Source organism: Kitasatospora nipponensis (assembly GCF_039528135.1).
Classification (GTDB): domain Bacteria; phylum Actinomycetota; class Actinomycetes; order Streptomycetales; family Streptomycetaceae; genus Kitasatospora; species Kitasatospora nipponensis.
The window spans coordinates 19,140-33,858 of sequence record NZ_BAAALF010000029.1; the positions used below are offsets into that span (position 1 = coordinate 19,140).

Sequence of the window (14,719 nt, forward strand, 5' to 3'; positions counted from 1 at the left end):
CGCTCCGCCAGCACCACCGCGGCGGCCAGGTCGGGCTGTCGGCGGCGCTCGGCGAGGCGGCGTCCGACGGCGCGCCGGAACCGCGGACCGGCAGCAGCGGGGCGCAGGTCTGGTACGCGGCCGCGGTGGCCGGGTCGGCCGTGTTGAGGGCCCGCATCCCGCCGGTGGCCGGCACCGTCACCCCGTGGTCCTTCATGCAGCTGGTGAAGGCCTGCAGCGCGGTGCTGTTGAAGCCGCCGCCCTGCCCGCCGCCCTGTCCCTGCGGCCGCAGCGAGGCGCAGGCCTGCATCGCGGCCTCGCGGGCCGGGTCGGGCGAGCCGCCGCCGAAGAAGCCGCCGCCGCCGGGCGAGCCGCTGGGCCGATCGCTCGGCCGTCCGCTGGGTCGCCCGCTCGGGCGGCCCGACGGACGCCCGGTGGGGATCGTCACGCCGTGCTTCGAGAGGCAGTCGGTGTAGGCGGCCATCGCCTGCGAGCGGCTGCCGGAGGCCGCCGCCGACGGCGAGCCGGACGCCGCCGAGGAGGACGACACGCTGGTCGAGGAGGAGGAACAACCGGTGAGGAGCAGCCCGGCGGCGAGCAGGGCGGCGGCGCCGGCGGAGCGGATGATGGTCCGGGACAAGGCCGGTGCCTCCTGGTTCGGTGCGGGAAGTGCGGAAGTGCCGTTGGCGTAGCGGGGGCTGGACGCCAACGGCCTCCTGACTGAACCGCCCCGTCGTTTAGGAAGCCTGTGCCTTCCTGGGAACTTCCCGCAGTCCGCCGGGGAAGCTGTGGCGCCCGTCACGTGCGTGGCCGGCGATCCGACACCTTCTGTCCGTAATCGTCACCCCGTGGGCGGGCGGTGGGTCCCATCGACCTCCCAGCCTCTTCGAAGCCCGGGTAGCCCAAAGCTTTGCCTCCCCGGGCCCCGGATCGACCTCTGCCTCCCGGACGGCCTGGAGGTCGCCGCGGGCCATGTCGACGCCGGCGACCGAGTCGGCGACCTCGCCGACCACCCCCCGGGGGGCTACCCCTGGCCCGTGCCGCCGACGTAGGCCGCGAGGTGCTCGCCGGTGAGGGTGGTGCGGGCGGCGACCAGGTCGGCCGGGGTGCCCTCGAAGACGATCCGCCCGCCGTCGTGACCGGCGCCGGGGCCGAGGTCGACGATCCAGTCGGCGTGCGCCATGACCGCCTGGTGGTGCTCGATGACGACGACCGACTTGCCGCCGTCGACGAGCCGGTCGAGCAGGCCGAGCAACTGCTCGACGTCGGCGAGGTGCAGGCCGGTGGTCGGCTCGTCCAGGACGTAGACGCCGCCCTTCTCGCTCATCCGGGTGGCCAGCTTGAGCCGCTGCCGCTCGCCGCCGGAGAGCGTGGTGAGCGGCTGGCCGAGGCTGAGGTAGCCGAGCCCGACGTCGGCCAGCCGGCCGAGGACGGCCTGCGCGGCCGGGATGCGCGCCTCGCCGGCGCCGAAGAACTCCTGGGCCTCGGTCACCGACATCGCCAGCACCTCGCTGATGTCGCGGCCGGCCAGGTGGTACTCCAGCACCGACGCCTGGTAGCGCCGGCCCTCGCACTCCTCGCAGACGGTGGCGACGCCGGCCATCATCGCCAGGTCGGTGTAGATGACGCCGGCGCCGTTGCAGTTCGGGCAGGCGCCCTCGGAGTTGGCGCTGAAGAGCGCCGGCTTCACGCCGTTGGCCTTCGCGAACGCCTTGCGGATCGGGTCCAGGAGCCCGGAGTACGTCGCCGGGTTGCTCCGTCGCGAGCCGCGGATCGGGCTCTGGTCGATGGACACCACCCCGGCGCCCACCCCGGTGCCCACCCCGGCGCCGACACCCACGCCGGCCGCGGAGCCGGTGCCCGGCGACCCGTTGACCAGCGAGCCGTGCACGAGCGAGCTCTTGCCGGAGCCGGCGACGCCGGTGACCACGACCAGCACCCCGAGCGGGATGTCGACGTCCACGCCGTGCAGGTTGTTCGTCGCCGCGCCGCGGATCTCCAGCGCGCCGGTCGGCGTCCGCACGCTCTCCTTGAGGGCGGCCCGGTCGTCGAAGTGGCGCCCGGTGACGGTCCCGCTGACGCGCAGCTTCTCGACGCTGCCTTCGAAGCAGACCGTGCCGCCCGCCGCGCCGGCGCCGGGACCGAGGTCGACGACGTGGTCGGCGATCGCGATCGTCTCCGGCTTGTGCTCCACGACGAGCACCGTGTTCCCCTTGTCCCGCAGCCGCAGCAGCAGGCCGTTCATCCGCTGGATGTCATGGGGGTGCAGCCCCGTGGTCGGCTCGTCGAAGACGTAGGTGACGTCGGTCAGCGAGGAGCCGAGGTGGCGGATCATCTTGACGCGCTGCGCCTCGCCGCCCGACAGCGTGCCCGACGACCGCTCGAGCGCGAGGTAGCCCAGCCCGATCTCCACGACCGAGTCCAGGATCTGCTGCAGCCCGGCGAGCAGCGGCGCCACCGAGGGCTCGTCGAGTCCGCGGACCCAGGCGGCCAGGTCGCTGATCTGCATCGCGCAGGCGTCGGCGATGTTGATCCCGCCGATCCGTGAGGAGCGGGCGGCCTCGCTGAGCCGGGTGCCGTCGCACTCCGGGCAGGCCGTGAAGGTGACCGCCCGGTCCACGAACTCCCGGATGTGCGGCTGCAGTGCCGTGCGGTCCTTGGAGAGGAACGACTTCTGGATCTTCGGGATCAGCCCCTCGTAGGTGACGTTGACGCCGTCGACCTTCACCTTGACCGGCTCGCGGTGCAGGAAGACCTGCAGTTCCTTCTTGGTGTACTTGCGGATCGGCTTGTTCGGGTCGAGGAACCCCGACTCGATGAAGGGCCGCACCGTCCAGAAGCCGTCCACGGTGTAGCCGGGGATGGTGATCGCGCCCTCGGCCAGCGACTTGGAGTCGTCGAAGAGCTGGGCGAGGTCGATGTCGGAGACCTTGCCCAGGCCCTCGCAGCGCGGGCACATGCCGCCGGTGCGGCTGAAGTCCTGCCGCACGGTCTTGCCGCCGCCGCGCTCGACCGTGATCGCACCGCTGGCCCGGACCGAGGCGACGTTGAAGGAGAACGCGTTGGGCGAGCCGATGTGCGGCTGCCCGAGCCGGCTGAACAGGACGCGCAGCAGCGCGTTGGCGTCGGTGGCGGTGCCGACCGTGGAGCGGGCGTCGGCCGTCATCCGCTGCTGGTCGACGATGATCGCGGTGGTCAGGCCTTCGAGGACGTCGACCTCGGGGCGTGCCAGCGTCGGCATGAAGCCCTGCACGAAGGCGCTGTAGGTCTCGTTGATCAGCCGCTGCGACTCCGCCGCGATCGTGCCGAAGACCAGGGAGCTCTTGCCCGAGCCGGAGACGCCGGTGAACACCGTCAGCCGCCGCTTCGGGATCTCGATGCTGACGTCCCTGAGGTTGTTCTCGCGTGCGCCGTGCACACGGATCAGGTCGTGGCTGCCGGTGGCGTGCGGTGCAGGCGACCGCGGGTCCGTCCTCGTGGCCATGCTCATCATGTCTCCGTCCGTGGTGCGGGGCCGCCCTCGTGGCGACGGTGCGCCGGCACCCGCTCTGGCGATCAGGCTAGTTGTGGCCCGGTGCCCCGCGCTTCTCAAATCCTGATCGCTTCGGGACCCGCTGCCCGCGGCCCCCCGGCTCCTCCCTCCCCACCGGCCCCAGCCGCTGTGGGAAGCTGGTCGGGTGAGACGCCAGGAACTCGACGACCTCGTCCGACTGCGGCGGGCGCGCGATCGGATGGACCGTGACTACGCCGAGCCGCTCGACGTCGCGGCACTGGCCCGGGACGCCCTGATGTCCTCGGGCCACTTCTCCCGCAGCTTCCGCGCGGCCTTCGGCGAGTCGCCCTACAGCTACCTGATGACCCGCCGCATCGAGCGGGCCAAGGCGCTGCTGCGACGTGGCGACCTCAGCGTGACCGAGGTCTGCTTCGCCGTCGGCTGTACGTCGCTGGGGTCGTTCAGCTCGCGCTTCACCGAGCTCGTCGGCGAGAGCCCCAGCGCCTACCGGGCCCGCAGTCACGAGCAGGCCGCGGCGATCCCGGCGTGCATTTCCAAGATCCACACGCGACCGGTCAGGAACGGAGAAGCGCGTCCCGACGCCCAGCCGTAGCGTGAACGGCATGGACATCAAACTCTCCCAGTGCTTCATCGCCGTCGACGACCACGACAAGGCGCTCGACTTCTACCGTGACGTGCTCGGCCTGGAGGTGCGCAACGACGTCGGGTACGAGGGGATGCGTTGGGTGACCATCGGGGCACCCTCGCAGCCGGACGTGAACATCGTCCTGGAGCCGCCGCTCGCCGACCCCAACGCCTCGGCGGCCGACAAGCAGGCCATGACCGAGCTCCTGGCCAAGGGCCTGCTGCGCGGCGTCATCTTCGCCACCGACGACTGCGACGCCGCCTTCGAGCGCATCAGCGCCGCGGGCGGCGAGGTGATGCAGGAGCCGACGGACCAGTTCTACGGCGTCCGCGACTGCGCCTTCCGCGACCCGGCCGGCAACATGGTCCGCTTCACCCAGTCCCTCGCGAAGTAACCCCGACCCGCCCGCACGTGTGTCGACCTCTTGGATCAGCGTTCCAGCGACCTGTGGCCGGCAGCCGGCGGCGTGGGATGACTCCGATCCCTTCGGTGCGGGGTGACGTCGTGCACCGTGACATCGACGTGTGCGGCCTGCCCTCAGCGGGTGCCGAGTGCGGCGTCCAGGGTGGCGGCGAAGGTGGCGGCGTCCGTCTCGGCGCCGAAGTGGTGGATCACGTGCTCGCGGACGTGGTCCTGCTGGGCGCGGGTGAAGGCGGCGCATGCGTCGTGGACGACGTGGGCGGTGTAGCCGCGGTCGTGGGCCTCGCGCAGGGTGGACTCGACGCACACGTGGGTGGCGAAGCCGGCCAGGTACAGGTCGGTGACGGCCAGTCGGCGCAGGATCAGGTCGAGGTCGGAGGAGCCGGCGAAGGCGCTGGCGCCCGCGCGGCCGCGCACGACCGGCTCGTCGGGGGCGGGCCGGAAGGCCTCGGCGAACTCGACGCCGGGGCTGCCCTGGATCCAGGTGCCGGCCTTGGGGATCGCCGCGCGCAGGCCGAGCACGGCCGGGGTCCAGCTCGCCAACTCCGGTGCCCCGGGGGAGAGGACGAGCGGCACGTGGATGACGGGGACGCCGTGCGTGCGGGCCGCGGCCAGGGCGGCGGCCGCGCCGTGGACGGCGGTGTCGAGCAGGTCGCGGTCCTCGACGAGGTGGTGGAGGCGGCCGTGCTCGGGGTCGAGCCACTCGCGCTGGAACTCGATCAGGACGAGGGCGGCGTTCGGGCGTGCGGATGTGGCGGACACGGTGGGCATGGCGGACACGGCGGTCATGGTCGGGCTCCCTGGTCGGGCTGTTTCCAACTGATGAGTTGGACATTAGCGCGAGCCGATCCCATTTCCAACTCATTGGTTGGACATGGGATCGGAACAAGCATGCACGCATGCTTGTTTTTTGCGGCCGCCGCTGCCACGCTTCCTGCTGAGTCCGCCGCGCCCGTACCGGCCCTCGAGGCCGCCGTGCCTGACCCGGGGTCAGGAGGGTGGTGGCGCGTGCGCTTCGCCGTGAGTGGAGAGAGGTCCGGCCCCGATGACCGCAGCTGCCCCGATACCCGACCCGTCGCCGGTCCCGCTGCCCACCGTGGTGGGCGGTGCGCCGACCGGGCCCAGGGCCGTGACCCCGCTGCGGATCGGCAACGCCTCGGGTTTCTACGGGGACCGGTTCGCGGCGGTGCGGGAGATGCTGACGGGTGGGCCGCTGGACGTGCTCACCGGGGACTACCTGGCCGAGCTGACCATGCTGATCCTGGCGCGGGACCGGATCAAGGACCCGCGGCTCGGCTACGCCAAGGTGTTCCTGCGGCAGTTGGAGGAGTGCCTGGGGCTGGCGGTGGACCGCGGGGTGCGCATCGTGGTCAACGCGGGCGGCCTCAACCCGGCCCGACTCGCCGAGGCCACCGCCGAGTTGGCCGCCTCCCAGGGCATCGCGCTGAAGGTCGCGCACGTCACCGGGGACGATCTGCTGGCCCGCGCCGGCGAGTTCACCCGCACCGAGGGGCTGCTGGCGGCCAACGCCTACCTCGGGGCCTGGGGGATCGCCGACTGCCTGCGCGGCGGTGCGCAGCTGGTGGTCACCGGGCGGGTCACCGACGCCGCGCTGGTGGCCGGCCCGGCCGCCGCCCACTTCGGCTGGGGTCCGCAGGACCTGGACGCGCTGGCCGGCGCCGTGGTGGCGGGGCACGTGCTGGAGTGCGGCGCGCAGGCGACCGGCGGCAACTACGCCTTCTTCACCGAGCTGGCGGCGCACGCCGACCTCACCCACCCCGGCTTCCCGCTGGCCGAGGTGCACGCGGACGGCAGCAGCGTGATCACCAAGCACCCGGGGACCGGCGGCGCCGTCACGGTCGGCACGGTCACCGCCCAACTCCTCTACGAGACCGGGGGACCGCGTTACCTGGGGCCGGACGTGACGGCCCGGCTGGACACCGTCCGGCTCGAGCAACAGGGCCCGGACCGGGTGCGGATCAGCGGGGTGCGCGGCGAGGCGCCGCCGCCCACGCTCAAGGTCGGCCTGAACCGGATCGGCGGCTGGCGCAACGAGGTGGTCTTCGTGCTGACCGGCCTCGACGTCGAGGCCAAGGCGGCGCTGGTCCGCAGCCAGCTGGAGCACGTCCTGGAGCCGGCCGCGCGTCCCGCCGAGCTGCGCTGGACGCTGGCCCGCACCGACCAGCCGGACGCGGCCACCGAGCAACAGGCCAGCGCCTACCTGCACCTCACGGCGCGGGACGCGGACCAGGCGAAGGTCGGACGTGCGCTGAGCGCGGCCGCCGACGAGCTCGGCCTGGCCGGGTACCCCGGCTTCCACCTGACGGCGCTGCCGGGGCCGGGCGCGCCCTACGGGGTGTTCGAGGCCGTGCACCTGGACGCCAAGCTCGTGGAGCACTGGGCGGTGCACCCCGACGGCACCCGCCACCCGATCCCGCCGGCCACCCCCGCCCAGCTCGACGCCGTCCCACTCGACGCCCCCGACAGCGCACCGCTGCCACCGCCGCCACCCCCCGGCCCGACCCGCCGCGCGCCGCTGGGCCTGATCGCGGGCGCCCGCAGCGGTGACAAGGGCGGCGACGCCAACCTCGGCGTCTGGGTCCGCGACGAGGACGCCTGGCGCTGGCTCGCCCACACCCTGACCGCCGAGCGGCTGCGCATCCTGCTCCCCGAGACCGCCGACCTCCCGATCACCCGCCACCTGCTGCCCAACCTGCGGGCCGTCAACTTCGTCATCGAAGGTCTGCTCGGCGAGGGGGTGGCCGCGCAGGCGCGGTTCGACCCGCAGGCCAAGGCGCTGGGGGAGTGGCTCCGCTCGCGCCATCTCGACCTCCCGGAGGCCCTGCTGTGACCGCGCTCCCCTCCCGCCTCGACCCGGCGGGCGCCGACTTCCAGGCCCACCGCACCGCGATGCTCGACAAGCTCGCCGCGCTGGACACCGAACACGCCAAGGCGCTGGCCGGCGGCGGTGCCAAGTACGTCGAGCGCCACCGCGCCCGCGGCAAGCTGCTGGCGCGCGAGCGGATCGAGCTGCTGCTGGACCCGGACACCCCCTTCCTGGAGCTCTCCCCGCTGGCCGCCTGGGGCAGCGACTACCCGGTGGGCGCCGCCCTGGTCACCGGCATCGGCACGGTCGAGGGCACCGAGTGCGTCATCACCGCCAACGATCCGACCGTGCGCGGTGGCGCGAGCAACCCCTGGACCCTGCGCAAGGCCCTGCGCGCCAACGAGATCGCGCTGCGCAACCGGCTGCCGCTGATCAACCTGGTTGAGTCCGGCGGCGCGGACCTGCCGAGCCAGAAGGAGATCTTCATCCCCGGCGGCGCGCTCTTCCGCGACCTGACCCGGCTCTCCGCCGCCGGGATCCCCACCGTCGCGGTGGTCTTCGGCAACTCCACCGCCGGCGGCGCCTACGTGCCCGGCATGTCCGACCACACCGTGATGGTCAAGGAGCGCGCCAAGGTCTTCCTCGGCGGTCCGCCGCTGGTCAAGATGGCCACCGGCGAGGAGTCCGACGACGAGTCGCTGGGCGGCGCCGACATGCACGCCCGGGTCTCCGGGCTGGCCGACCACTTCGCCGCCGACGAGCCGGACGCGCTGCGCCTGGCCCGCCGGATCGTGCACCGCCTGCACTGGCGCAAGGCCGGCCCGGGGCCCGACCCGGCCGCCGCGCCGCCGCGGTTCGACGAGGAGGAGCTGCTCGGCATCGTGCCGGGCGACCTCAAGGTGCCGTTCGACCCCCGCGAGGTGATCGCGCGGATCGTCGACGGGTCCGACTTCGACGAGTTCAAGCCCCGCTACGGCACCAGCCTGGCCACCGGCTGGGCCACCGTGCACGGCTTCCCGGTCGGCATCCTGGCGAACGCGCAGGGCGTGCTCTTCAGCGCCGAGTCGCAGAAGGCGGCCCAGTTCATCCAGTTGGCCAACCAGCGGGACATCCCGCTGCTCTTCCTGCACAACACCACCGGCTACATGGTGGGCCGGGACTACGAGCAGGGCGGCATCATCAAGCACGGCGCGATGATGATCAACGCGGTGGCCAACAGCACCGTGCCGCACATCTCGGTGCTGATGGGCGCCTCCTACGGCGCCGGTCACTACGGGATGTGCGGGCGGGCCTACGACCCGCGGTTCCTGTTCGCCTGGCCGAGCGCCAAGTCCGCGGTGATGGGACCGCAGCAACTCGCCGGCGTGCTCTCGATCGTGGCCCGGCAGTCGGCCGCCGCCAAGGGGCAGCCGTACGACGAGGACGCGGACGCGGCGATCCGCGCCATGGTGGAGCAGCAGATCGAGGCCGAGTCGCTGCCGGCCTTCCTCTCCGGCCGGCTCTACGACGACGGCGTGATCGACCCGCGCGACACCCGCACCGTGCTCGGCCTCTGCCTCTCCGCGGTCCACAGCGCCCCCGTCCAGGGCGCGCGCGGCTACGGCGTCTTCCGAATGTGAGTGAGCCTCAGATGATCACTGCCCTGCTGGTCGCCAACCGCGGTGAGATCGCCCGGCGGATCTTCCGCACCTGCCGGGAGCTCGGGATCGCCACGGTGGCGGTCCACTCCGACCCCGACGCGGACGCACCGCACGTCCGCGAGGCCGACTCGGCCGTCCACCTGCCGGGTGCCGCGCCGGGCGACACCTACCTGCGCGCCGACCTGCTGGTGAAGGCCGCGCTGGCGGCGGGTGCGGACGCCGTCCACCCCGGCTACGGCTTCCTCTCCGAGGATCCGGCCTTCGCCCGCGCGGTGCTCGACGCCGGCCTGACCTGGGTCGGCCCGCCGCCCGGGGCGATGGCCGCGATGGGGTCCAAGACCGCGGCCAAGCAGCTCATGGCGGCCGCCGGCGTGCCGGTGCTGGCCCCGGTCGAGCCGTCCGCGGCCACCGAGGCCGACCTGCCGCTGCTGGTCAAGGCGGCCGCCGGCGGTGGCGGCCGAGGCATGCGGGTGGTGCGCCGACTCGCCGACCTGACAGGCGAGTTGGCTGCCGCGGCGGCCGAGGCGGTGGCCGCCTTCGGCTCGCCGGAGGTGTTCTGCGAGCCGTACCTGCCGACCGGCCGGCACGTCGAGGTACAGCTGCTGGCCGACGGCCACGGCACCGTCTGGGCGCTCGGCGAGCGCGACTGCTCGCTGCAGCGCCGCCACCAGAAGGTGATCGAGGAGACCCCGGCCCCCGGCCTGGACGAGGCGCTGCGAGTCGAACTGTCGCGCGCCGCCACCGCCGCGGCCCGCGCGATCGGCTACACCGGGGCGGGTACGGCCGAGTTCCTGCTGGCGCCGGACGGCCGGTTCTTCTTCCTGGAGATGAACACCCGACTGCAGGTGGAGCACCCGGTGACCGAGGAGGTCACCGGACTCGATCTGGTGGCACTCCAGTTGGCCGTCGCCGAGGGCGAGCGACTGCCCGCCGAGGCGCCCGCCGCCCGAGGGCACGCGATCGAGGCCCGGCTCTACGCCGAGGACCCGGCCGCCGACTGGCAGCCGCAGACCGGCACCCTGCACCGCATCGACTTCCCCGCCGGCACCGACCTGCGGATCGACTCCGGTGTGGAGAGCGGCAGCACGGTGGGCATCCACTACGACGCGATGCTCGCCAAGGTGATCGTCTGGGCCCCCACCCGGGCGGCCGCGGCCCGCCGGCTGGCCGACGCGCTCGGCCGCGCCAGGATCCACGGGCTGGTCACCAACCGGGAGTTGCTGGTCCGCGCGCTGCGCCATCCGGCCTTCCTGGCCGGCCAGGTGCACACCGCCTTCCTGACCGAGCACGCCGCCGAACTGCGCCCCGCCGCGCAGGAGAAGCGCGACCTGCCGCTGGCCGCGCTGGCCGCGGCCCTCGCGGACGCCGCCGCCCGCCCGTCCGCGCTGCCCTCCGGCTGGCGCAACCTGCCCTCGCAGTCGCAGATCAAGCGCTACCGGGCAGTCGACGGGACGGAGTTGGAGGTCAGCTACCGGATCACCCGGGACGGCCTGCGGGCTGACCGGTACCCGGGGGTGCGGCTGCTGTCGGCCACCGGGCAGCGGGTCGTGCTGGCGGTGGACGGCATCCGGCGCACCATCGAGGTCGCCGTCCACGCCGGCACCGCCTACTGTGACAGCCCGTCAGGTTCGTTCGCGCTGACCGTACTTCCGCGCTTCCCCGAGCCGGTCGAACAGCGTGACCCCGGCGCACTGCTGGCTCCGATGCCCGGCACCGTGGTGCGCCTGGGGGCGGCGGTCGGCGAGCGCGTGACGGCCGGGCGCCCGCTGCTCTGGCTGGAGGCGATGAAGATGGAGCACCAGGTGGTCGCCCCGGTCGACGGCGTGCTGGCCGAACTGCGGGCCACGACCGGCCAGCAGGTCGACCTCGGTGCCCTGCTCGCCGTCGTCACCCCGACCGCCGAGCCGCCGGACGCCACCGTCCCGACCACCCCCGCCGGCCCCGCCGTCCCCACCACCGACGAAGCCCTCACCTGACCCGGAAGGACCGGAGATGTCCGCACCGAGCACCACCGAGAGCCCGCTGATCGAGACCCCCGAGCGGATCGCCCTGCGCAGGGCCGTCGGCGACCTCGGGCGCCGCTTCGGCTCGTCCTACTTCCTGGCCAAGGCCCGGGCCGGCGAGCAGACCGACGAACTCTGGGAGGAGGCAGGAAAGTTGGGCTTCCTGGGCGTCAACCTCCCGGAGGAGTACGGTGGAGGTGGCGCCGGAGTCACCGAACTCGCCATCGTGCTGGAGGAGTTGGGAACCGTCGGCTGCCCGCTGCTGATGCTGGTGGTCTCCCCGGCGATCTGCGGCACCATCATCGCCCGGTTCGGCACCGAGGAGCAGAAGCAGCACTGGCTGCCGGGCCTGGCCGACGGCAGCCGCCGGATGGCCTTCGCGATCACCGAGCCGGACGCCGGCTCCAACTCGCACCGCCTGTCCACCGTCGCCCAGCGCGACGGCGAGGACTGGATCCTGAACGGCCGCAAGGTCTTCATCTCCGGCATCGAGGGCTCGGACGCCGTCCTGGTGGTCGGCCGCACCGCCGACGCGCGCACCGGCAAGCTCAAGCCCGCGCTCTTCATCGTGCCGCGCGAGACCCCCGGCTTCGAGTACCGCCCGATCCCGATGGAACTCCTGTCGCCCGAGCGCCAGTACCAGGTCTTCCTGGACGACGTCCGGCTGCCCGCCGACGCGTTGGTCGGCGACGAGAACGCCGGCCTGCTGCAGCTCTTCGCCGGGCTCAACCCGGAGCGGATCATGACCGCCGCCTTCTCGTTGGGCGTCGCCCGCCAGGCGCTGAACACGGCCGTCGAGTACGCGAAGACCCGCACCGTCTGGGACCGGCCGATCGGCGCCCACCAGGGGCTGGCCCACCCGCTCGCGCAGTGCGCGATCGAGATCGAGATGGCCCGGCTGATGATGCGCAAGGCCGCCCACCTCTACGACGCCGGGGACGACCTGGCCGCCGGCGAGGCCGCCAACATGGCCAAGTACGCCTCCGGCGAGGCGGCTTCGCGCACCGTCGACCAGGCCGTGCAGACCCTGGGCGGCAACGGGCTGACCCAGGAGTACGGGCTGGCCGCGCTGTTGGCCGCCACCCGGGTGGGCCGGGTGGCGCCGGTCAGCCGCGAGATGATCCTCAACTACGTGGCCCAGCACACCCTGGGCCTGCCGCGCTCCTACTGACCGCACGCAGCCGTGCCGGGGCGGGCATCCGCGCGCTTCGCCGCGCGTGCGCGCCCCGGCACCCGGGTACCACCTCCGGCATGGCCGAACCGGCCACCACCCCGCACCCCCGCAGGAGTCGCCATGGTGTTCCGCAGCGCGTATCCCGACGTCCCCGCCCTGGACCTGCCGGTCCACGAGGCCGTGCTGGGCGAGGCCGCCCGTTACGGCGACGCCCCGGCGCTGGTCGACGGCGTCACCGGCGAGAGCCTCAGCTACCGCGAACTGATCGCCGCGGTGGGCCGGACGGCGGCCGGGCTGGCCGAGGCCGGGGTGCGCCAGGGGGACGTCGTCGCGCTGCACAGCCCCAACAGCATCGTCTACCCGGTGGCCCTCTACGGCTGCAGCAGGGCCGGCGCCACCGTCACCACGGTCTCCTCGCTGGCCACCCCCGAGGAGCTCGCCACGCAGCTGCGCGACAGCGGCGCGCGCTGGATCCTCACCGCCTCCGCGCTGCTGCCCGTCTCGCTGGCCGCCGTCGCCCAGCTGGCCGACCCGCAGATCCGCGAGGTCATCCTGCTGGACACCCCCGCGGCGCCCCCGGCCCCCGCCGCCGACGCCGCGGCCGCCCCGACTCTGCGCACGCTGGCCGACCTGCTGGCCAGCACCGCCCCCGAGCCGGTGGTGACGATAGAGCCGGGCGTCGACCTCGCGGTGCTGCCCTACTCCAGCGGCACCACCGGCCTGCCCAAGGGCGTGATGCTGACCCACCGCTCGGTGGCCACCAACCTGGCCCAGGTGCAGGCCGTGCACCCCACCGAACCCGGCGAGCGGCTGATCGCCGTGTTGCCCTTCTTCCACATCTACGGCCTGTGCGCCCTGCTGCACCGCCCGCTGCGGGCCGGCGCCACCGTGGTCGTGCTGCCGCGCTTCGACCTGGAGCAGTTCCTGCGCACCCTCCAGGACCAGCGCATCGAGGGCGTCCTGGTCGCCCCGCCGATCGTGCTGGCGCTGGCCAAGCACCCGCTGGTCGACTCCTTCGACCTCTCCTCGGTGCGTTACGTGCTCAGCGCCGCCGCCCCGCTCGACGCCGACCTGGCCGCCGCCTGCGCCGCCCGGCTGGGCCTGCCCACCGTCCACCAGGGCTACGGCATGACCGAGCTCTCGCCCGCCACCCACCTGGTGCCGCTGGACGACCCGGAGCCCTCGCCCGGCGCGGTGGGGCGGCTGATCGCCTCCACCGAGCTGCGGGTGCTCTCGGTGGACGACCCGGGCCGCGACCTCGGGGTGGGCGAGAGCGGCGAGATCCTGATCCGCGGCCCGCAGGTGATGAAGGGGTACTTCGGGCGCCCCGGTGACACCGACGCGATGATCGACGCCGAGGGCTGGCTGCACACCGGCGACATCGGGCGGATGGACGAGCGCGGCTACCTGCACATCGTCGACCGGGTCAAGGAGCTGATCAAGTACAAGGGCTACCAGGTCGCCCCCGCCGAGCTGGAGGCGCTGCTGCTCACCCACCCGCAGATCGCCGACGCCGCGGTGGTCGGCGTCACCGACGAGGACGGCACCGAGCGGCCCAAGGCCTTCGTGGTCCGCGCGCCCGGCAGCGGCCTGACCGAGCCCGAGGTGATCGAGTTCGTCGCGGCCCGGGTGGCGCCGTACAAGAAGGTCCGCGCGGTCGACTTCCTGACCGCGGTGCCCAAGTCCGCCAGCGGCAAGATCCTGCGCCGCGAGCTGCGCGGCCGCTGACCGCCCCCGGCCGCCGCACCGTCCCCGGCCGCCGCGAGCCCGCCGTCGCCCCACACCCCGGCCGCCGTCTGCGAGGATGCGGTGGCCGGGCCCGCGCCCCGAGCCCCAGAGCCGGCCCCACCCCCCACCGGAGCGCACCGCCATGACCACCGCCGCCCGTACCCCGCAGCAGGACCGCAGCCGCGCCACCCGGCGCCGGCTGCTGGAAGCGGCCGTCGAGTGCCTCGCCGAGCTGGGCTGGAACGGCAGCACCGTCACCGTGGTGGCCGAACGGGCCGGCGTCACCCGCGGCGCGGCCCAGCACCACTTCCCGACCCGCGAGGACCTCTTCACCGCCGCCGTCGAGCACGTCACCGCCGAGCGGCTGACGGGGGGGGGGCCGGGCACCGGCGAGCTGCCGCCGCCCGGCCCGGCCCGCACCGAGGCCGTCGTCGAGCTGATCGTGCGCCTCTACACCGGCCCGCTCTTCCGCGCCGCCCTGCACCTGTGGGTGGCCGCGGCCACCGAGGAGCCGCTGCGCGAGCGCATCGTCGCCCTGGAGAACCGGGTCGGGCGCGAGTCGCACCGCGCCGCGCTGGAGTTCCTGGGCGTCGACGAGGGCGCCGCCGGGGTCCGCGAGACCGTCCAGGCCACCATGGACCTGGCCCGCGGCCTGGGCCTGGCCAACCTGCTCACCGACGACGCGGCCCGCCGCCGCGGGGTGGTCCGGCAGTGGTCCGCGATGCTCGAGGACGCGCTGCGCGGGCACCGCGGCGACTGACGGCCGGTCACCGGTGGTCGGCGCGCGGTCGCCGCACCGGCGATGACCA

The 14,719-nt window shown here is 73.8% G+C and carries 11 protein-coding genes; 8 read left to right on the forward strand and 3 right to left on the reverse strand.

The features are described 5' to 3' along the window. A partial coding sequence (locus ABD323_RS11295) for a hypothetical protein (RefSeq protein ID WP_344441198.1) occupies positions 1 to 619 on the reverse strand: 619 nt, incomplete at its 3' end. Positions 620 to 1,003: 384 nt separating this feature from the next. Further along, complete coding sequence (locus ABD323_RS11300) at positions 1,004 to 3,469, reverse strand: ATP-binding cassette domain-containing protein (protein WP_344441199.1); 2,466 nt, start codon at positions 3,467 to 3,469, stop codon at positions 1,004 to 1,006. Between the two features lie 241 nt (positions 3,470 to 3,710). Between ABD323_RS11300 and ABD323_RS11305 the strand changes: the two genes are divergently transcribed. Together ABD323_RS11305 and ABD323_RS11310 are read left to right on the forward strand one after the other, a co-directional pair. Then, entirely contained in the window at positions 3,711 to 4,085 is a 375-nt protein-coding gene (locus ABD323_RS11305) for a helix-turn-helix transcriptional regulator (protein ID WP_344441237.1), read from the forward strand. 10 nt (positions 4,086 to 4,095) lie between these two features. After that, positions 4,096 to 4,512, forward strand: coding sequence for a VOC family protein (locus tag ABD323_RS11310; RefSeq protein WP_344441201.1), 417 nt, complete (start codon positions 4,096 to 4,098; stop codon positions 4,510 to 4,512). A 143-nt stretch (positions 4,513 to 4,655) separates the two neighbouring features. Here the strand turns inward: ABD323_RS11310 and ABD323_RS11315 are convergent, their stop codons facing one another. Continuing rightward, the gene (locus tag ABD323_RS11315) at positions 4,656 to 5,327 is read right to left on the reverse strand and encodes a cysteine hydrolase family protein (protein WP_344441202.1); all 672 of its coding nucleotides are present in this window, start codon (positions 5,325 to 5,327) and stop codon (positions 4,656 to 4,658) included. A gap of 256 nt (positions 5,328 to 5,583) precedes the next feature. Between ABD323_RS11315 and ABD323_RS11320 the strand changes: the two genes are divergently transcribed. The 6 genes from ABD323_RS11320 to ABD323_RS11345 all read left to right on the forward strand — a co-directional run bounded on the left by ABD323_RS11320 (position 5,584) and on the right by ABD323_RS11345 (position 14,670). After that, positions 5,584 to 7,389 (forward strand): acyclic terpene utilization AtuA family protein, encoded by a 1,806-nt coding sequence (locus ABD323_RS11320; protein ID WP_425555956.1) that lies wholly within the window; start codon positions 5,584 to 5,586, stop codon positions 7,387 to 7,389. Continuing rightward, on the forward strand, positions 7,386 to 8,984 hold the full coding sequence (locus tag ABD323_RS11325; protein ID WP_344441203.1) for an acyl-CoA carboxylase subunit beta: 1,599 nt from the start codon (positions 7,386 to 7,388) through the stop codon (positions 8,982 to 8,984). The genes ABD323_RS11320 and ABD323_RS11325 overlap by 4 nt, the downstream gene beginning before the upstream one ends. Positions 8,985 to 8,995: 11 nt before the next feature. Continuing rightward, positions 8,996 to 10,981, forward strand: a complete 1,986-nt coding sequence (locus ABD323_RS11330; protein WP_344441205.1) for an acetyl/propionyl/methylcrotonyl-CoA carboxylase subunit alpha — start codon at positions 8,996 to 8,998, stop codon at positions 10,979 to 10,981. 16 nt (positions 10,982 to 10,997) lie between these two features. Next, positions 10,998 to 12,179, forward strand: a complete 1,182-nt coding sequence (locus ABD323_RS11335; protein ID WP_344441207.1) for an acyl-CoA dehydrogenase family protein — start codon at positions 10,998 to 11,000, stop codon at positions 12,177 to 12,179. 123 nt (positions 12,180 to 12,302) lie between these two features. After that, on the forward strand, positions 12,303 to 13,910 hold the full coding sequence (locus ABD323_RS11340) for an AMP-binding protein (protein WP_344441209.1): 1,608 nt from the start codon (positions 12,303 to 12,305) through the stop codon (positions 13,908 to 13,910). A gap of 142 nt (positions 13,911 to 14,052) precedes the next feature. After that, a complete protein-coding gene (locus tag ABD323_RS11345) occupies positions 14,053 to 14,670 on the forward strand; it encodes a TetR/AcrR family transcriptional regulator (protein ID WP_344441210.1) in 618 nt (205 codons plus the stop codon). Positions 14,671 to 14,719: the final 49 nt, after the last annotated feature.